The organism is Mesorhizobium sp. AA22 (genome assembly GCF_001672375.2).
In the GTDB taxonomy this organism is placed as follows: domain Bacteria; phylum Pseudomonadota; class Alphaproteobacteria; order Rhizobiales; family Rhizobiaceae; genus Mesorhizobium; species Mesorhizobium wenxiniae.
In genome coordinates, this window is the sequence record NZ_CP048406.1 from 5,536,532 (window position 1) to 5,555,817 (window position 19,286).

The 19,286-nt window shown below is 62.6% G+C and carries 17 protein-coding genes; 4 read left to right on the plus strand and 13 right to left on the minus strand.

Annotated features, from left to right (window positions below):
- Nucleotide 1: 1 nt before the first annotated feature.
- A complete protein-coding gene (gene dhaL, locus A9K68_RS26415; RefSeq protein ID WP_065008364.1) occupies nucleotides 2-640 on the plus strand; it encodes a dihydroxyacetone kinase subunit DhaL in 639 nt (212 codons plus the stop codon).
- Here dhaL and A9K68_RS26420 read toward each other — a convergent pair.
- From A9K68_RS26420 to A9K68_RS26430, 3 genes are all read right to left on the minus strand, one after another.
- The gene (locus A9K68_RS26420) at nucleotides 637-1,080 is read right to left on the minus strand and encodes an RpiB/LacA/LacB family sugar-phosphate isomerase (protein WP_029355267.1); all 444 of its coding nucleotides are present in this window, start codon (nucleotides 1,078-1,080) and stop codon (nucleotides 637-639) included. The two genes, dhaL and A9K68_RS26420, sit on opposite strands and share 4 nt — an antisense overlap.
- A 27-nt stretch (nucleotides 1,081-1,107) precedes the next feature.
- Nucleotides 1,108-1,893 carry a triose-phosphate isomerase gene (locus tag A9K68_RS26425; protein ID WP_082982382.1) on the minus strand — a complete coding sequence of 262 codons (786 nt, stop codon included), beginning with the start codon at nucleotides 1,891-1,893 and terminating at the stop codon, nucleotides 1,108-1,110.
- A gap of 83 nt (nucleotides 1,894-1,976) precedes the next feature.
- Nucleotides 1,977-2,744: a DeoR/GlpR family DNA-binding transcription regulator gene (locus A9K68_RS26430; protein WP_065008416.1), complete on the minus strand. Its 768-nt coding sequence runs from the start codon at nucleotides 2,742-2,744 to the stop codon at nucleotides 1,977-1,979.
- A gap of 292 nt (nucleotides 2,745-3,036) precedes the next feature.
- Between A9K68_RS26430 and fba the strand changes: the two genes are divergently transcribed.
- Complete coding sequence (gene fba, locus A9K68_RS26435; protein ID WP_029355262.1) at nucleotides 3,037-4,101, plus strand: class II fructose-bisphosphate aldolase; 1,065 nt, start codon at nucleotides 3,037-3,039, stop codon at nucleotides 4,099-4,101.
- A gap of 35 nt (nucleotides 4,102-4,136) precedes the next feature.
- Here the strand turns inward: fba and A9K68_RS26440 are convergent, their stop codons facing one another.
- The 10 genes from A9K68_RS26440 to A9K68_RS26485 form a co-directional block, all read right to left on the minus strand.
- Nucleotides 4,137-5,099: a TIM barrel protein gene (locus A9K68_RS26440; protein WP_065008417.1), complete on the minus strand. Its 963-nt coding sequence runs from the start codon at nucleotides 5,097-5,099 to the stop codon at nucleotides 4,137-4,139.
- Nucleotides 5,099-6,616: a glycerol-3-phosphate dehydrogenase gene (locus tag A9K68_RS26445; RefSeq protein WP_065008365.1), complete on the minus strand. Its 1,518-nt coding sequence runs from the start codon at nucleotides 6,614-6,616 to the stop codon at nucleotides 5,099-5,101. Before A9K68_RS26445 ends, A9K68_RS26440 begins: the two co-directional genes overlap by 1 nt.
- Before the next feature lie 49 nt (nucleotides 6,617-6,665).
- Nucleotides 6,666-7,706, minus strand: coding sequence for a 2-hydroxyacid dehydrogenase (locus tag A9K68_RS26450; RefSeq protein WP_065008366.1), 1,041 nt, complete (start codon nucleotides 7,704-7,706; stop codon nucleotides 6,666-6,668).
- 10 nt (nucleotides 7,707-7,716) lie between these two features.
- Nucleotides 7,717-9,270 carry an FGGY-family carbohydrate kinase gene (locus A9K68_RS26455; RefSeq protein WP_065008367.1) on the minus strand — a complete coding sequence of 518 codons (1,554 nt, stop codon included), beginning with the start codon at nucleotides 9,268-9,270 and terminating at the stop codon, nucleotides 7,717-7,719.
- Complete coding sequence (locus A9K68_RS26460; protein WP_029355254.1) at nucleotides 9,270-10,394, minus strand: ABC transporter ATP-binding protein; 1,125 nt, start codon at nucleotides 10,392-10,394, stop codon at nucleotides 9,270-9,272. Before A9K68_RS26460 ends, A9K68_RS26455 begins: the two co-directional genes overlap by 1 nt.
- A complete protein-coding gene (locus A9K68_RS26465) occupies nucleotides 10,391-11,509 on the minus strand; it encodes an ABC transporter ATP-binding protein (RefSeq protein ID WP_065008368.1) in 1,119 nt (372 codons plus the stop codon). Before A9K68_RS26465 ends, A9K68_RS26460 begins: the two co-directional genes overlap by 4 nt.
- A gap of 5 nt (nucleotides 11,510-11,514) precedes the next feature.
- Nucleotides 11,515-12,372, minus strand: a complete 858-nt coding sequence (locus tag A9K68_RS26470) for a carbohydrate ABC transporter permease (protein ID WP_065008369.1) — start codon at nucleotides 12,370-12,372, stop codon at nucleotides 11,515-11,517.
- 9 nt (nucleotides 12,373-12,381) lie between these two features.
- Entirely contained in the window at nucleotides 12,382-13,305 is a 924-nt protein-coding gene (locus tag A9K68_RS26475; protein WP_029355248.1) for a sugar ABC transporter permease, read from the minus strand.
- 205 nt (nucleotides 13,306-13,510) lie between these two features.
- Nucleotides 13,511-14,956, minus strand: coding sequence for an extracellular solute-binding protein (locus A9K68_RS26480; RefSeq protein WP_065008370.1), 1,446 nt, complete (start codon nucleotides 14,954-14,956; stop codon nucleotides 13,511-13,513).
- Nucleotides 14,957-15,000: 44 nt separating this feature from the next.
- Nucleotides 15,001-15,975, minus strand: coding sequence for a sugar-binding transcriptional regulator (locus tag A9K68_RS26485; RefSeq protein ID WP_065008371.1), 975 nt, complete (start codon nucleotides 15,973-15,975; stop codon nucleotides 15,001-15,003).
- A 458-nt stretch (nucleotides 15,976-16,433) separates the two neighbouring features.
- On the opposite strand from A9K68_RS26485, the gene A9K68_RS26490 reads away from it, so the two are divergent.
- Together A9K68_RS26490 and A9K68_RS26495 are read left to right on the plus strand one after the other, a co-directional pair.
- A complete protein-coding gene (locus tag A9K68_RS26490; RefSeq protein WP_065008372.1) occupies nucleotides 16,434-17,834 on the plus strand; it encodes an SWIM zinc finger family protein in 1,401 nt (466 codons plus the stop codon).
- Nucleotides 17,831-19,285, plus strand: coding sequence for a DUF5691 domain-containing protein (locus A9K68_RS26495; protein WP_065008373.1), 1,455 nt, complete (start codon nucleotides 17,831-17,833; stop codon nucleotides 19,283-19,285). The genes A9K68_RS26490 and A9K68_RS26495 overlap by 4 nt, the downstream gene beginning before the upstream one ends.
- Nucleotide 19,286 lies beyond the last annotated feature (1 nt).

The following is a 19,286-nucleotide window of genomic DNA, read 5'->3' on the forward strand; positions in this document are numbered from 1 at the left end:
CATGACATCCATCGATACGGCCGATCTGAAAAGAATGTTTGATGAAATCGCAGTGGCGATCGAAGCCGACAAGGACAGGCTCTGCCAGCTCGACGGCGTCATCGGCGACGCCGACCATGGCATTGCCATGGGGCTCGGTTTCGGGGCGGTGCGCGATGCACTCGCTTCGCTCGAGCTCGCGGCGACCGAGCCGACAGCTCTCCTCAACACCGCGGCCAAATCGTTCCTCAACGCTGTCGGCGCCTCGTCGGGCCCGCTTTATGCGACCGCCTTCATGCGAGGTGCGGCCGCCGTCAAGGGCAAGGCGACGCTGGCGAGCGCCGACGTCATCGCCCTGTTCCAGGCGATGGCGCAAGGCATCCAGGATCGCGGCAAGGCCAAGATCGGCGAAAAGACAATGGTCGACGCTTGGCTGCCTGCGGCTGAGGCGGCTGCGGTCGCGCATGCCTCCGGCAAGACACTGTCCGAAAGCCTAGCAGCCGGCCTTGAAGCAGCCGAACGGGGCGCCGAGGCGACCAAGGACATGATTGCCGCGAAGGGTCGCTCATCGCGGCTTGGCGAACGATCGCTAGGGCACATCGACCCCGGCGCCGCGTCGGCCGTCACCGTCATTGGCGCGATGCGGAAAAGCTTGGGTTAGCCCAGCTTCGCCGCGTCGAGCCTGTCGATGGCCTGGACATTGCCAGCCGACGGTCCCTTTTCGTCGAACTCCGATGCGAGCCAGGCGTCGACGATCGACTTGGCCAGTTCCGGGCCGATGACGCGGGCGCCCATGGTGATGATCTGGGCATTGTTGGATTTCGCAGCGCGCTCGGCGGAGTAGGTGTCGTGGGTAAGTGCTGCGCGAATGCCGGGCACCTTGTTGGCCGAGATGGAAACGCCGATGCCGGTGCCGCAAAACAGGATGCCGCGATCGTTCTCGCCGTCGAGGATGGTCTGGGCGAGCTTCTGCGACAGGTCGGCATAGTAGCCCGCCTGGCTAAGGTCGCTGACGGTGAGACCGGGTTTGGTGGCGAGATGCGCGGCAATGACGTCGAGCAGCGGCTTGCCCGCGCTGTCGGCTCCAATGGCTATTTTCATTTTATTGTCCTTTCCTGTTCATCGATACTAGATCGCCGCCGAGGCGCGCTGGAGGATGTCGATATAGCCTTCCGCCTGCCAAGCGGAGCGGCCGATGAACAGCCCGTCGATATGCGGCTGGCCGATCAACTCGGCGGCATTTTGCGGATTGACGCTGCCGCCATAGAGCACTGGCGGCACGGCCGGCAGGAGTTCGCCGGCGATCTTCTTGATCAGCGCCTGCTGCCTATCGGCGTAGTCCGCACTTGCCGGAATGCCCTTGTCGCCGATCGCCCAGACCGGCTCATAGGCAAACAGGATCGCCGCCGCTTTCGCCTCGCCTTCGAGGACCTTTAGCGCGCCGTGCACCTGCAAGGCCAGCACCGCATCGGCCTGGCCGCTGTTGCGTTGCGCCAATGTCTCGCCGACGCAGATGAGCGGCACCAGCCCGTGCTTTACCGCCGCAGCTGCCTTGAGGCCGACAGCATTGTCGGTCTCGCCGAAATGCTCGCGCCGTTCGCTATGGCCGAGCTCGACGAGGTCGAGGCCGCAATCCGTCAGCATCACGGGCGAGATCTCCCCGGTCCAGGCTCCGGCGTCGAACCAGTGCATGTTCTGGGCGCCGACCTTGACCCGCGTCGTCGCCAACGCCTTCTTGACCTCGCGGACCGCCGTGAAGGGCGGGATGACGAAGGGCTGGATGCGGTCGTCGAAACCGGGGACGAACCCCGCCAGCGTCTTGGCGAAGTCAGTCGCCTCTGCAAGCGTCTTGTTCATTTTCCAGCTTGTGCCGACCCAGTAAACCACGCGTCCTCCTTCTAGCGCCTGTTCCATCCCGCGTAGCGGGATGGAGCTCTATCTTCTTCTTTGACCATGATCTTTTCCGAAAACCGGTTCCCACTTTTCGGGATCATGGTCTAGTCCTTCTCGACTAGTGTCAGCGAAACGTCGGCGCCATCCAACGCCTCGCGCATCTGCGGTCCCAGTTCGCGACCGGTGAAGACGGCGTCGAACGCCTTGAGATCGGTCAGGAAATGCAGGGCCGTGCGGCCGAACTTGCCGTGATCGACCAGCAGATATTTACGCGCGGCGGCGGCCATCATCAGCCGCTTGGTGTGGACCACTTCCTGGTCCTGGTGGAAGGCGGAAGCGCCGTGGATGGCAGACGACGACAGGAAGGCCACATCGGCGCGCAACGATCTCAACGTGTCCTCGGCAAGCAGGCCGAAAAACCCGTGAAATTTCTTGCTGTACTGGCCGCCGAGCGCAATCAGGGTGATCCCTCCAATGCCTGCCAGATCCTGTATGACGGCCAGATTGTTGGAGATCACAGTCAGCGGGCGGAGATCCGCAAGGTGGCGCGCGATGCTACCGGCCGTCGAGCCGTCGTCGATGATCACCGTCTGGCCCGGTTCAATCATCGCCACTGCGGCAGCCGCCAGGCGCTGCTTCTCCTCACCGGCCTGCTTCTGACGGTAGCGGAAATCGCTTTCGAACAGGCCGCTCGGCTGGATCGAGGCGCCGCCGCGCACCTTGCGCAGGAAACCGCTTTCCTCAAGCTCGTCGAGGTCGCGATGGACGGTCATCTTCGACACGCCAAAGCGCGAGGCGAGGTCATCGACACTGGCCGTGCCAGTGTCCATCAGAAAATCCATGATGCCTTGCCGGCGGCCGCCGCTCTTCATTGTCCAGCCTGTTTCCTGAATCCGGTCCGCTGTGAATCCGCCGTGGCGGAAACCGCGAGCCAAAGCGATTATAACAGAGGAAAACGCATAGGCGTCAAATTTTTTGTGATGATGTTACATTTCTTTGGGATATTATTCGCTTCTGATTGCTGTGCTGTAACAAGAATTGCTTCTCGGTGGCATGGCCAAAGGTTGCGGTTCTCCGGAAATCCGGCCAGAAGCATCAAAGGGCTGAACGACGATCGGACGGCTCGCAACCATAGGCTTGAAACCAAATACGGGAGACTATTGGGTGGCTCGCATCACATTGAGACAATTGCTCGACCATGCCGCCGAACACGGCTATGGCGTGCCTGCGTTCAACATGAACAATATGGAACAAGGCCTCGCCATCATGGAGGCCGCCGAGGAGACCAAATCGCCTGTTATTCTGCAGGCGAGCCGCGGCGCCCGCGCCTATGCCAACGACGTCGTGCTGGCCAAGCTGATCGACGCGCTGGTCGAGATCCACCCCGATATCCCGGTCTGCATGCATCTCGACCACGGCAACAACGAAGCCACCTGCGTGACCGCGATCCAGTATGGCTTCACCTCGGTGATGATGGACGGCTCGCTGAAAGAGGACGGCAAGACGCCGGCCGATTACGATTATAATTCGGGCATCACGGGCCGCGTCGTCGATATGGCGCATTGGGGCGGCGTGTCGGTAGAAGGCGAGATCGGCGTTCTCGGTTCGCTGGAGATGGGCGGCGGCGAACAGGAAGACGGCCATGGTGTCGAAGGCGCTGTCAGCCACGACCAGTTGCTGACCGATCCGGAACAGGCGGTGCAGTTCGTCAAGGACACACATGTCGACGCGCTGGCCGTCGCCATGGGCACCAGCCACGGCGCCTATAAATTCTCGCGCAAGCCGGACGGCGCTGTTCTGGCCATGAACGTGATCGAGGAAATCCATCGCCGCCTGCCCAACATGCACCTGGTCATGCACGGCTCGTCCTCGGTGCCGGAAGAACTGCAGGAGATCATCAACAAATATGGCGGCCAGATGAAGCCGACATGGGGCGTGCCGGTCGAGGAGATCCAGCGCGGCATCAAGCATGGCGTGCGCAAGATCAACATCGACACCGATAACCGCATGGCGCTGACCGGCGCGATCCGCAAGGTGCTGACCGAAAACCCGAGCGAATTCGACCCGCGCAAGTATCTGACGCCGGCTATGGCCGCCATGAGGAAGCTGTGCAAGGAGCGCTTCGAGCAGTTCGGCACCGCCGGCAACGCTCCCAAGATCAAGCCGCTGCCGGTCTCGGAAATGGCCAAGCGCTACAAGTCGGGCAGTCTCGATCCGAAATTCGGCTGAGTTCGGCCGGCTTCATCTGACCGGGGCGGCCCGGTTCAACGGGCAGGGGCCGTACCCTGCCCGTCTCGCGGCAGGAGTGCCGCCCTGCCGGTCTCGATGAACGGCGCCCAGTAGTCGACCGACTCGCGGATCATGGCGACGACCTGGTGATCGACCGGCTCGCGCTCGCGAAACGACAGTTCGAGGCAGATCTCGTTGTCGACGCCGCCGCCGCGGCGAACCGTCTCCAGGAATTTTTCCGGCGTGATGCGGCCGTCCTGGTTGTAGGCGGCGATGAACGGCCAATGACCGCCCTTGTTCATCGACGACTGCTTGACGTGGATGATCGGCGATACGTTGGGGAAGGCTTCGGCCCAGGCATAGGGGTCGATGTCGGCCGGATTGCTTGACGTCACGTCGCCATGGTCAATGTCGACCATCATCTTCATCGGGATGGCCATGCCGGCTGCCTCGATCTCGTTGTGCAGTACCCGGCAGCTGTCGATTGTATGGCCGAATTCGCGCCCGACCGACATCGGCTCCCAGAACAGATAGGTTAAACCGGCCGCTTTGGCGTGCTCGGCGACCTCGCGCCAGCATTCCAGCGCGATGTCGAACAGCCGCGCGCGGCGCTCGGGATCGTCGAAATCCCTGTGCGTGAAGATAGCGAACTGGGTCCCCAGACCGGTCGCGCCGAGCTCGGCCGAAATGTCGGCAAAGGTCTTGAACCAATCGACATAGTAGCGGCGCACATCGGCGTCCGGATGGCCGAAATGGTTGAGCCGCCCATAAGGGCCGGTCATCCCCGACGTCACGCGCACGCCAGTGCGGTCGAGCGCGTTGCGGAACAGGCGGATGAATTTCGAGATCGTCGCCGCCGGCCAGCCGGGATTGACGAATTCATGCGTGAGCTGCACGTCCCGGATGCCGATGTCGTAAGCGATCGCATCGATCAGATCGTCCGGTTCGGCGAAACGGTTGACCAGCGGATTTGTGTTGAGAGAAAGCGTAAAGGCCATCAGCTTGCTTTCACCAGCCGGCTCGCGCACCAGTCCTCGAAGGCGGCTCTTTCTGCGGCGGACAGATGCAGCTCATGCTTGGTGCGCCGTTCGAGAATGTCGGCAGCGGTCAGCGCCCATTCATATTCGAACAAATAATTGGCTTCGCGTTCGAAAAAATCCTTGCCGAAGCACCGCCCCAGATCGGCGACTGACCTGGCCGCACCGACCAGAACGCGCGTCCTGGTGCCATAGAGCCGGCCATAATGCTTGACCAGCGATGCCGGCATCCAGGGATATTCGCGGCCGAGATCGCCGAGAAACTGCTCGAAGTCGGCATTAGCGATATCGCCACCCGGCAGATAGCCTTTCGATGTCCATGGCGTGCCCATTTTCGGAAAGAACGGGGCGATCCTATCCAGCGCGTGCTCGGCCAATTTGCGGAAGGTGGTGATCTTGCCGCCGAAGACGGACAGCAACGGCGCCTGCCCGGCCGATGCGTCGAGCTCGAAAATATAATCGCGCGTTACCGCGCTGGGGTTGTCGGCGTTGTCGTCATAGAGCGGCCGGACGCCGGAAAACGAGTAGATGACATCGTCGCGGGCAAGTTCGCGCTTGAAGTAGCGGTTGACGATTTTGATCAGGTAGTCGATCTCGCTGCTATCAGCCTTCACATCTTCCGGCCGCCCGTCATAGGGGATGTCGGTGGTACCGATCAGCGCCAGATCGTTCTGGTAAGGGTTGATGAAGATCACGCGCTTGTCGCTGTTCTGGACGAGATAGGCCTGCCGCCCCTCCCAGAATTTCGGCACGACGATGTGGCTGCCCTTGACCAGGCGCACATTTCGTTTGGAGTTCTGGCCGGCCACGCGGTTGATGATATCGTTGACCCAGGGACCGGCGGCGTTGATCAGCGCCCGTGCCCGAACCGTTGTCGTCACGCCGGTTCGGCTGTCGCGCATCTCGACCGACCACAGGCCGTTTTCACGGCGGGCGGCGGTGCAGGCGGTCCGGGCAAGGATCTTGGCTCCGCGCTCCGCGGCATCGAGCGCATTGATGATGACGAGACGGGCATCGTCGACCCAGCAATCGGAATATTCGAAACCGCGCTTGAACACATCCTTGATCGGCGCGCCTTCGGGCGCGGTGCGCAGGTTGAGCGTGCGGGTGGCCGGCAGCCGCTTGCGGCCGCCGAGATGATCGTAGAGGAACAGGCCGAGCCGGACCAGCCATGCCGGCCGGTCGTCAGGGCTGTGCGGCAGCACGAAGCGCATCGGCCAGATAATGTGCGGAGCGGATTCAAGCAGCACTTCGCGCTCGATCAGCGCCTCGCGCACCAGCCGGAATTCGTAATATTCAAGATAGCGCAGGCCGCCATGGACGAGCTTTCCCGATCGCGAACTGGTGCCTTCGGCCAGATCGTCCTTCTCGCACAGAATGACGGACAAGCCGCGGCCGGCTGCGTCGCGCGCGATGCCGGCGCCGTTGACACCGCCGCCGATAACGAAGAGGTCGACGATTTCAGTGGCGCCGCTCATCTCGCCGGGTCCTCGGTGTCTGGATTGTGTTTCATGGCTGCCGCGACCTTCAGCATGGATTGACCGGTGGGAGCCCGGCGATGAAGCGGCGCACCTCTTCGGCCGCCTGCTCGGCCGCATAGGTCACCGTGCGCACCGATGCGCCGGCGATATGCGGCGTCAGCGTGACGTTCGGAAGCTGCAGCAGCGGCCAGTCCGCAGGCACCGGCTCGACCGCGAACGTCTCCAGCATCGCGCTGCCGATATGGCCTGAGACGAGCGCATCGTAAAGCGCGTTGTAGTCGACCAGCGGCCCGCGCGCCGTGTTGACGAAGATCACCCCAGGCTTCATTCGGGCGATGGTGTCCTTGTTGATCAGTCTGCGGGTCTCCTCAGTCACCCGGGGATGAAGCGTGACCACATCGGAGCGGGACAGGAGATCGTCGAGCGCGACCAGTTCGACGCCGCCATTGCGGTCTTCGGCGCTCAGTTGCACGTAGGGATCGGTGACCAGGATGCGGCAGCCGAACGCGCGCAGCAGGCGGACAACCTTGGTGCCGATATTGCCGTAGCCGATAACGCCGACGGTCATTTCGTTGAGCTCGCGGCCGGTGCGGTCGGCCCGGTAGAGATCGCCGCGCCATTCCCCTTTGCGCAAGGCTTCGTGCCCGACCCGGATCAGCCGCGTCTCGGCAAGGATGGCACCGATGGTGAACTCGGCCACCGCACTTGCATTGCGGCCGGGCACATTGACGACGGTGACGCCGTGGGCCTTGGCGGCAGCCATGTCGATGTTGATCGGGCCGCCGCGCGATACCGCAACCAGTTTGAGTGTGGGCAGGCGCTGCATCATGGTCTCGGAGAGCGGCGCAAGCTGGGTGACGAATATCTCGGCGTCGCCGATGAAATCGACCACCTCGTCCGGATCGCCAAAATACTCCTTGACCTTGTCGAGGCCGAGCGCCGCATTGCCGAACTCCATCGGCTCGTCGGGCCACGCTGTCTCAAGGGTACGAATGTCGAGATTGTCGCCGCAGGCCTTCTCGATTTTCTCGCGAAACACCTCGGGAAGCATGAAGCGGTCGCCAATGATTGCAATCTTCTTACGCATGCTCGACTTCTCAGTTTGCCCTGGATGCGGCCATCGACCGCCAGACCGGCCGCAGCGCCTCATGCGCCAATGTGTAGGACGGAGCCACCCGCTCATAGATCGCGGCAAGTTTTCGGTCGCGCGGTTCCGCCGCGCCAAGCAGCGGCGTGACCCATTCGCCTACGCATTCGTCCATCGACCTGTATTGGCCGACGCAAACCGCAGCGATCATCGCGGCGCCCGCCGCACCGGCTTCCTCGCGTTGGCTGGTGCGAATGTCGGCGCCGACGACAGCGCCCAGGATCTTGCGCAGAGCCGGGCTCCTGGCCGCACCGCCTGTCAGCCGGATCTCGCTCGGCAGCGGCCCCATGGCGGCGTAGCAATCGCGCGACGCAAATGCCAACCCCTCGAAAACGGCGCGGACCATGTCGGCATAACCGTGCCGCGACGAAATGCCGACGAAACCGGCCCTGGCATTGGCATCGACGAACGGCCCCCGCTCGCCGGCCTCCGACACGTAGGGCTGATAGAGCAGCGAGGCCGGCTCGGATACGGATATCCACTGATCGACCAGCGCGATCATCTCGCCATTGGTGCGCGTAATGCCTTGCGAGGCGAGAATGCCGGAGGCGAGGCTAAGGACCCAATCGATGTTGAGTGTCGCCGCCATGTTCGACTGCATCTGCGCAAAGACGCCGGGCGTCGGCATCGTCATCGTGTAGCCGGTCGCCGCCTCGTTGAGCAGCACCTCGTCCGGCGTCTCCGCAAGCCGCATATGCATGCCGGTGGAGCCGATGATGGAGCAGCCGGGCTTGCGCTCGCGGTCGAGCAGGCCGGCGCCGAGCGCGGTGCAGGCCACGTCGACATAGGCCAGCACCACCGGCGTACCGGAAAGCAGCCCGGTCCCTTCGGCAGCCGCCGCCGAGAGGCCGGCGCTATGCCTGGTGCCGTCGACGATCGGCGGCAGCAGATGCCTGAGATCAGCGACGCCGAGCACCTCAAGCACATCGTCGCAATAGCCACGAGTGCGGAAGTCGCCAAAGGTGAAGGTCCCCTCTGACGGATCGGTGGCGCGTTCCCCGGTCAGGTTGAAATAGAGCCAGTCCTTGCAATGGAATGCCGTCGCCGCCTTGCCAAGCATGTCAGGCGCGTTGCGCTTCATGAAGGCAAGCTGCGGCCCCTGCTGACAGGCGGCCAGCCCGCTGCCGGTCTTTTCGAAACGGAGCCGGTCATCGGGCCGCGCGCGGATCTCCTCGACGATCGCGGCAGCGCGCGCGTCGAGCCACAGCCAGCCCTTCGCGACCGGCTCACCCTCCTTGTTGATCAGCCAGGTGCCATCGCCCTGCCCGGTCACGGCGATGGCAATGGTGCGGCTGGCAAGGTCCGGCACCTTGTCGGCAAGCTGGCGCAAGGTGGTCGCGGTATCGGCCCAGGTGCGCGCCAGATCCTGCTCGGCGCCGCCGCCCGGCAAGGTCTCATACCGGTTCGGCAACGCCGTGGCCGCGAGCTGCCGGCCCGCCGTGTCGAAGGCGACGGACTTGATGACAGACGTGCCGGCGTCGATGCCGATCAGCACATCCCGCATCAGGCAAGCTCCATGCCGTGCGAAATGGCCATGCCGCTGGACTGATCGAAGACGTGCAGGTTTTTCGGATCGATGCTGATATTGATCGGCGCGCCAAGCTCCAGCCGGGTCCGGTCATGTTCGACCAGAACGAGCGAACCGCCGGCGAAATCCGCCGCGATATGCGTCTGGTCGCCGAGCCACTGGTTGGCCGAAACCGTTGCCGGCACGCCGTCCTTCGAGCGGCGAACCGCGTAAGGCCTTATGCCGATGACGACCCGCTGCCGTTTGAGCAATTCGTCGCGAACCGAGCCGCTGAACGCGTCCTTGTCATAGTCGAGCGAAAGTCCGTCGGGCAGCCGCAGATTGATCTTGTCGGCAGCCGTGCCGACATAGGCCTCGAAGACATTCATCGGCGGCTCGCCGACGAAGGTGCCGGTGAACAGGTTGGCCGGCCGCTGCTTGAGCATGTCGGGCGTGTCGAATTGCTGCAGCACGCCGCCTTCCATGACCGCGATCCGGTCGGCAAGCGCATTGGCCTCTGTCTGGTCGTGGGTGACGAGGATCGCGGTCAAGCCGCGCTCCTTGATGAAGTGCTTGATGCGGCCGCGCAGCACGGCGCGAAGTTGCGGTTCGAGCTGGCCCATCGGTTCGTCCAGCAGATGAAGATCCGCCTCGCGGATCAGCGCCCGGCCGAGGCTGGCGCGCTGCTGCTGGCCGCCGGAGATGGAGCTTGGATAGCGCTCCAGAATGTCCTCGATCTCGAGCAGCTTGGCGATGCTGGCAACCTTCGCATCGACGTCGCTTTTCCGCAGTTTGGCCGCCTTCAGCGCAAACGCCATGTTCTCGCGCACGGTCAGCGGCGGATAGAGCGAATAGCCCTCGAACGCCATCGCCACATTGCGCTTGACCGGAGGCAGCGTGTGCACCTTGCGGCCGGCAACCGAGATAGTGCCGCGCGACACCTCCTCGAAACCGGCGATCATGCGCAATGTCGAGGTCTTGCCGCAGCCGGACGAGCCGAGCAATGCGACGATCTCGCCCCTGCCGATTTCCATCGTCAGGTTCTGGACGGCGTGCACGCCCCTGTCGATCGGACCATAGAACTTGTCGACGCCGGAAATGGTGAGTGCGCTCGGGATCATGCCGCTTCTCCGCTGCGCAAATTGACGACGTTCCTGGCGCCGATTCTGTCGCCGCTCGCCTGATCGAACAGCAGGGCGCTTTTGCCGTCGACGGCGATATGAGCCCTGCCCTCGGTCTGACCCGGTGTTCCGGCCGGCCGGGAGACCAGGATTTCACGGCCGCGCACGGTGCGCACCAGCGTGACGATCTTTTCATTGAGCGGCGTCTCCGCCTCGACCGTCACCGGAATGGCAGCGGGCGTTCCTTCGTCGACGAAGCTCAGGGCTTCGGGCCGTAAGCCGATCACGCAGTCGCGGCCGACCGTCGCGTCATAGGCACCCGTCAGATGAACCTGGACGTTCGACAGGCCGACATAGATGCCCTTGGCATCGCGCGACGGCTTGACGTCGAGCAGGTTGATGGTCGGGTCGCCAAACAGCCGCGCGATCTCGATGTTCGCCGGCTCACGATAGATCTGCTCGGGTGTGCCGAGCTGCTTGATGACGCCTTGCGACATCACCGCGATGCGGTCGCCGAGCGCCATTGCCTCCTTGTAGTCCTGGGTGACGTAGACGACGGTCGCGCCACGGTCGGCCAGCAGCCTCGGCAATTCGAGCCGCATTTCGAAGCGCAGTTTGGCATCGACGTTGCGCAAGGGGTCGTCGAGCAGGAGAACCGGCGGCGCGCCGACCAGAGCGCGGGCGAGCGCGGTACGCTGCTTCTGGCCATTGGACAGCGCCCGTGGCTTGTGGCTGAGCACGTGGCCGATCTTCAGCAGCTTAGCGGCGCTCTCGACGCCCGCCTTCATCGCACTCTGCGACGAACGCTTGGCCTGTAGCGGCGTGGCGATGTTGTCGAAGGCGGTCATGTGCGGAAACAGTGCGAAATTCTGGAACGCCATGCCGACGCCGCGGAACTCGGCGTCAAGATCGGTCATATCCTCGCCGCCGATGAAGATCTTTCCCTCGTCCGGGTCGATAACACCGGCGACCAGCCGCAGCAGCACCGTCTTGCCGGCGCCGGACGGTCCGAACAGGACAAGGGTTTCGCCGTCGGCGACGGTCAGCGACAGATTGTCGAGAACAGTCTGGCTCTTGTAGCGCTTGACGACATTTCGCAGTTCGAGGCTGGCCATGAGAACTATCCCTTTACCGCGCCGAGCGACAGGCCTTCGACGAGATAGCGCTGTGCATAGAGGGCGAGCGCCAGCGTCGGCGTGATCGAAAGCACGATCGCCGCCGAGATCTGGCCATACTGGATGCCGGAGGAGGTGATGAAGGCCAGCGCACCGACTGTCACCGGCTGCTTGTCGGCCGAGGCGAGCACGAGCGCGAAGACGAAATTGTTCCAGGCGAAGATGAATGCGAGCAGGCCGGCAGCCGCAATGCCCGGGCCGGCGAGCGGCAGCGCGATCTTGCGGAAGGTGGCGAACCAGGAATGGCCGGCGATGCGATAGGCATATTCGATGTCGGCCGGGATGTCCTCGAAATAGCCGCGCACGATCCATAGGATCAGCGGCAGGCAGATCAGCTGATAGACCCAGATCAGCCCGATATAGGTGTTGGCCAGTCCAAGCTTCTGGAAATAGAGGGTCAGCGGCAGGAGCACCAGCAGCGCGGGCGCGAACCGGAACGACAGCAGCGTAAAGGCAATGTCTTCCGAGCCGCGAAACTTATGCCGTGCAAAGGCGTAGGCCGCCGGAACGCCGAGCAGCAGCGCGACGGCGACCGAGGTGACCGACAGGAACACCGAATTCCAGAGGTTGCGCATGAAGGCGATGTCGAGCGTGCCGGCCGCCGTCGTCAGCGTTCCGGTGATCAGCGCGGTGTAGTTGGCCAGCGTCGGCTTGAAGACAAGCTGTGGCGGAATCCGCAAGATGGTTTCGTTGGTCTGGAACGACATCATTAGGATCCAGACGATCGGGAACATGAAGAAGATCACGACCAGTGTCAGCGCTATGCCGCGCAGTGTGCGTTCGAGAAGCGAGGTGTGTTCCATCTCAGCCTCCTATGCCTGGCCGCGGGCGCGTTCGCGCAGCCGCAGCCAATTCTTGATGAAGATATTCGAGAGGAAATAGGTGATTGCCCACAGGATGATCATCAGCGCTGCCGAGCGGCCGACATTGGTCGACTGGAAGAAGTTGAGATAGGCCTCGACCTGGAAGACGGTCAGCGTGTCGCCCGGACCGCCCTGGGTCATGGCATAGATGATGTCGAACTGCTGGATGGAATCAAGCAGACGGAACAGCGTCGCCGTCAGGATGTAGGGCATCAGCATCGGCAAGGTAATGCGGAAGAACACGAAACTCCTCGGCACGCCGTCAAGTGCTGCCGCCTCGAAGGGCTGCGTCGGCAGGCTGCGCAGGCCGGCAAGCAGCAGGATCATGATGAAGGGCGTGTAGACCCAGATGTCGACAAGGACCACGGTGAAAAGCGCGGTCGACGGCGACGAGGCCCAGCGGAAATCGTGCAGTCCGATCAGACTGGCGAGATAGCTCAGCACGCCGAAGCCGGGATTGGTCATCAGCTTCCACATCAGCGCGGCAAGCGCCGGCGCCGTCATCAGCGGCATCAGCAGCATGATCGAGATGAAGTTGTTCAACGTCGAGCGCTTCTGCAAGAGCATGGCGATGCCGAGACCGAGAAGCAGTTCGAGCAGGACGGTGATACCGGCATAGAGCAGCGATATCTCCAGCGTGTTCCAGAACTTCGGGTCGGTGAAAAAAGAGATGTAATTGTCGCCCCAGTTGAACTGACGCGCCCAGGGCTGGCTCAGCCGGTAGCGCTGGAACGAATAGACGACCGATGTGAAGAACGGGATCAGGATACCGATGCAGACGAGCAAGGCCGGCAGGCTGAGCACATAAGGCAGCACCCTCTTGCTGATCCTGAAGCCGGAAGGCTTGTTTCTTTGCATGGTCGCCGCAGTCATCGTGCTGTTCCATCATCTCTGTTGCTTCGCCCTGCCGACCGCCCAGGGAGCTAGGCGGCCGGTTGGGCGAGTGGCGGTACCGCCAGTGTTTGAGCATCGGATTTTCCCAAAACCGGTTTCCACTTTTGGGTCCGATGCTCCAGGCGCCGCTTCGCAGTGGAATGGCCGGCTGGCCCGCAATAGCGGGCCAGCCGTTCGCCAGGACTTAGCCGAGCCCGGCTTCCTTGAGCTGGCCATCGATGCTGGTGGCCAACATGTCGATGCCTTCGTCGACGGGCACTTCCTTGGCCACCATCTTCTGCAGCGTCGCCGCCCATTCGGTGGTGAGATCGAAGAACAGCGGCTGCGGTGTGAACTTGATGCTGGCGCCGGGCGCCGAGACGTCGAACATCTCGACATAACCCGGGTAGCTCTTGTTCAGCTTCTCGCGGAACATCTCGTCGTTCCAGACCGACTGACGGACCGGATTGACGAAGTCCATCTTGGTCGCGCCGAACAGTGCATGCTCGGGCCCGGATGCCCATTGCATGAAGTACCAGGTGGCGTCCTTATCCTTCGAGAAATTGGACATCGACAGCGACCAGATCCAGATGTTGGGCGTCGGCGCCTTGGCGGCGGGATTGGCCTTGAAGGCGGAGAAGGCGAGCTTGCCTGCCATCTTGTTGTCGCCGCCATTCATGAAGTAGCCGAGGATGTCGGCGTCGAAAATCATCGCCGAGGCGCCGGCGCCAAGATCGGTGCCGACCTGATACCAGGTATAGGTCGACCAGTCCTTGGGGCCGCTCTCCTGGATCATCTGAACCCACTGCTTGTGGAAGGCCTTGGATTCGGCGGTGTTCATCGCGGCCGACAATTTGCCGTCGGCCGAGACATTCAGGTCCTTCTGGTCAAAGTTGGCATAAGCCGAGAGGAAGCCGGGATGGATCGTCGCCCAGGAGCGCGAGCCGCGCACGCCGATGCCGTAGACGCCACCACCGACATCCTTGGTAAGCTTGGCCGCCGTAGCGACCATCTCGTCCATATTGCCGGGAACGCCGACGCCGACCTTGTCAAACATACCCTTGTTGTAGGTGATGTTGTTCTGTTCGAAGCCCCACGGAATGCACCACTGCTTAGCGTCGTCGGAGCCGAGCACTCCGCCGGGCTGGCCGTTCCAGGCGCAGGACTTCCTGACACCGGGCAGGAAGTCGTCCCAGGCATAGTTCACGTTGGTCTTGGTCGGATCCTTGATCCACTCGTTGAGGTCGGTGATCCAGCCGGCCGGGCCGTAGGTCCAGGTCATGTAGGCGCCGGTCATGAAGGCATCGTATTCAGGCGAGTTGGCCGACAGCGCAGCGGTGACCTTGTCGAAATAGACGTCTTCCGGGAAGACGTCGTAGACGACCTCCATGCCGGTCAACTTCTTGAAGTTTTCAAGGTTGGCGATCATCGCATCGGCGTAAGGATGCTTGTTGAGCAAGAGCTTGATGGTCTTGCCCTTGTGCGCCTGCCAGTCGAAATCCGCCGCCAGTGCGCGGGTCTGCCCCAGATTGAGCAGCGTGCCGGCAGTGCCGGCGGCAAGGCCCATTGCGCCGAGGCCTTTGATCAGCCCACGACGATCGACTTGTCCGCGCAGGAACGCGTCGATCAGGTCTTTTTCTTTCTCATGCATTTGTCTTCTCCTCCACAGGGTAGTTTCAATCGAATGGCTGCCGGCTACCCGACCGACTTCTGCTCCACGAGTGATCGCGCCGTCCGCTCATCGGTGACCAAGCCCTTGAGATAGCGGCCCTCCAACACCGACTTGATGGCACGAACCTTCACCTTGCCGCCGGCGACGGCGACAATCCTGCGATTGCTGATGTCTTCGCGCGCCAGCGCCAGCGCCCGGTTGGAAAGGGTCGTCTCGACCGCCTTTCCAGCATCGTCGAAGAAATGGCCGAGCAGTTCGCCGACGCCGCCATTGCGGCGAATCTCTTCCATTTCGCCCTTTTCGATCATGCCGGTGGCGACCAGCGACGCCTCGCGCTCGGCGGTGCCGATGCCGGCAATGAGCAGGTCGGCGGCCTTGCCAAGATCGAAGACCTCACTGATGCCTTTCTGCCCGAGCAGCACGGTTCGATCCTCGACCGTGTTGGCGAACATCGGCACCGGCATCACATAGGCTTCCGCGCCGGTCCGTTCGGCCAGGCGGTGAATGACGTCGTGCGGATTGGCCGAGAATTTGCGTGTCAGGCCGCCAAGCAGTGAGACGAAGCGGGTCTTTTCGGCAGATATGCGCGGCAGATACTCCACGCAGGCGGCCAGCGTGCGGCCGTGACCGACGCCGATCAGCGTATCCTCGCCGCGCTCGATCTCACGCTTGAGAAATTGCGCGCCGGCAATGCCAAGCGCCTTAAGCGGCAGGTCTTCGCCATCGAAGTCGGGAACGACTTCGCAATAGTCGAGGCCGTAGCGGCTGGACAAATCGTCTTCAAGCGCGACGCATTCCGACACTTCGCCGTCGATATAGACTTTGACCAACCCCTCCTGATTGGCCTTGGTGATGAGGCGATGCGCCTTGAGGCTGGTCAGGCCAAGCCGCTTGGCGACCTCCGACTGGGTCAGGCCACCAGCATAATGAAGCCAGGCGGCACGCGTCGCCATACTGGTTTCATCGTCGCGCAGGAGGCCGTTTCCAAAACCAACCATTTCCGCCCCGAGATATTTTTATCAGCTGATGCAAAATTTTTCACAAGGCGTTGCAGGAGTCAAGCACCGCACCGTTCAAATCGCACAAAAAGGCGCCAAAAAGATTCAGCCCGCTGGAGCGCGATCGTGCAGGTTAGCGCCCGTTGAAGTGTCGGGCCTGTCGACCTGAAGGGCAAAGGCTGAACGGCTCGCTCCAAGCGAACCAGTTGCATGGCGGCTAAGGCCTGCTCCCGTCCACTGAGCGCATAACTGGGCTGGCCGACGCCAAACGCCGTTTTGCTGAAATCCTCTGCCTGCCGAAATGGCGGTGCACCGCGCTTGCGGACCAGGTGAATTCGGCCGCATAAGGATAAGATCGAGAAGTATCGATCTTCGCTTCACGAGAGCTACAATAATTCTTCACAAACGGCTATCTATCCTGGCGACAGGCGTTTGGTTCGAGTCACGAGGGGCGCGGCTTGGAATTCGATTTGAAGACCATCGAGGCGCTTGCCCCCGATCAGGCGTCGCTGAGCGCCGCCTCCAAGCTAACCAAACGATCGAGCTGGCCGCGGCTGGAAAAGAATGAGCAGCAGGCGCTCATCTGGGGTGAATGCCAGGGCTCCGGCTCCAATCCTTATCGGGTGGTGATCGACACAGGCGACCACGGCTACAAATGCACCTGCCCGTCGCGAAAATTCCCGTGCAAGCACACGCTGGCCCTGATGTGGATTGCCGCCACTGCGCCAGCCAGTTTTACAGCCGCTGAATCGATACCGGAATGGGTGAATGACTGGCTCAGCCGGCGCAGGAAGACGACGCCACCGCCAGGGCAATCGACATCCGGCGCGGCAGCCAAGAGCATCGATGAAGCCGCACGGACGGACCAGAGCGCCGCGGTCGAAGACGTTGCGGCGGTGGAGCGTCGTGAGGCAGCGCAGCGCAAGCGGGCGGAAGACACACGACAAGCAGTGTCGGCGGCGCTAGATGAACTCGACCAATGGATCACCGACCAGTTGCGGCTTGGCCTTTCGGGTTTTATCGACGGCAGCAGCGACCGTTGCCGCCGGATTGCTGCGCGGCTGGTCGACATGAAGGCAACCGCGCTTGCCGGTCGCATCGACGAGATCCCATCGCGGCTGATGGCGCTACGCAGCGAAGAAAGACCGGATGCGGCGATCCGCGAGCTCGGCAAGCTTGTGCTGCTGGCCAAGGCGTGGCGGTCGGCGCCTGACGATCCGGAGCTGAAGCGCCTCGTATCGACTTCTGAGACCCGCGAACAGGTTCTGGCCAATCCCGATGCAAGACAGGTCGAAAGCTTCTGGGAAGTTCTGGGCGAGAAGATCGAGAGCCGCCGTGACGGTCTCGTCAGCCATTCGACCTGGCTGCTTGATCTGAAGAGCACTACCCCGCAATTTGCCGTGCTGCTCGATTATTTTCCGGCTTCTGCCGGACGCCGGTCCAACGCTTTTGCTCCGGGCGATCGTTTCGATGCCCGGCTGGTCTTCTATCCATCACGCAAGCCGCTCCGCGCACTGGTGGCGGAGCGCATGGGTGAAGTGATATCCGGCGCGTGGCCTGATTTCAGCTTCGGCGCTGCAAAGGACCCACTCGCCACGCATGCTTCCTATCAGGATGCTGCACCTTGGATTGCCGATTGTCCTCTCATGCTGCCGCCTGGTGCGATCCTGGTCGACGACCGGGGCACAGGCTGGTGGCAGGCTGCGGATGATCCGCAAGGGATCGCCTTGCCGATCGCAGGCGCGGTAAATCAAACATTGCTCGGCCTCGACCTTGCCGCCACGGCAGCGCTCTGGGATGGCGCCCGGCTTGACCTTCTGGCGGCGCAAAGCGGGTTCGGGAGGCTTGACCTGTCGTGAACGAGGGCGAGCAAACAGGCCTGGCGACAATGCGCGATTGCTGGATCACCGGCGGCGCCGCTTTCGATCTGGCTCCGACCGCCTGGAAGACGATCGCCGGCGGTGCAAGTCCCGACGAGCAGGAGCGTCGACTCCTTGCAATCGCAGCACAAGCGCTCGACGTCGCCCTGCGGCCTGCGGCGCCGAAAACACTCAAGCGCCGTCCCCCGCTGCCCAGGCTTGCGCTCCCTATGCTGCCGGAGCGGTTGCGGCCGCAGTTGAGAGCCGCTCTGAAACACGCCGTCGACGCGAGACGCAAGACGCGCGTGGTGACGCTTGTCGTCAGCCGCGGCTTTGTCCTCCATCCGATGGACTGGATGCCCTCGGATCAGAACAGTCCGGACGTCTACGCTCCCTGGATCGACTGGAAAGCAAGCTTCGACGGGGAGAGACATGCCCCACTAGAGAAACTGACGGCGGAAAATTGGGATGAGTTCTATCCCGCCGCGCGACGCATCGCGCTGGCAGACATGCGCCGCAGTGAACCGGCTTCGGCTCGACTGCTGGTCGAGGCCAAGGCGTCAGGCGAGTCCGCCGAGGTCAGGCTTGCGCTGATCGAACTCATGCGCTTCGGCCTGAATCCTGAGGACGCGCCGTTCCTTAAAAGCCTCTCCGCCGACAGGTCCGGCAAGGTGCGCGAACTGGCTGGCCGGCTGCTGGCAAGGTTGGGAGAGCACGGCCGTTCAAACGATGGCGGGGAGGGTGATCCCGCAGCTGAACTCGCCGCGTTCATCAGCGAAGGCAAATCCGGCTTCATCCGCCGCCGCAGCATCTACACGCCGGCGAAGTTGAAATCGCCGGCGCAGGAAAAGCGTCGCGCCGAATTGTTCGAGACCTGCAATCTGGTCGACCTGGCCGCGCGGTTCAATGCTACCGAACCTGAGTTCATAGGAGCCTGGCAATTCGGCGCCGACAACAATGCCGACATCCTGATCGCACGAATGGTCGCCGCTTCGGGGAGCGACGACGCGGTGACGCATATGGCGGACGCACTTGTCGCCGATGGCGGCAAGCCAGCGCTGTTCGTACTGCACCTCGCGCCGCGCCTGGACAGTCGCAGAAAACGAGCCCTCGTCCGGCTGATCCTCAAGCAAGCGAATTACCTCAACGCGATCAATCTGGCGGAAGGCATTGATGCTGGCTGGCTGGAATGGGACGATCTTTCGAATGGATCGGCTCTTACGGCGCTGCGCTCCGCCGTTGCGGGAAACGAGGACGCCATGCGCCGGGGCGCCGACGATATACTGGAAACGATCGGCTTCCTTGCCACAGCGACCACAGCGGCAAAATTGATCGACGAGGTCGTCGCAGCCGGCATGCCGCCTGCAGCCCCATCACTCAGTGTCCTGCGTCTCAACGCGGCGCTGCCGAACATCAATCTAGAACCGACACATGATCAATCCGGAGAATAGA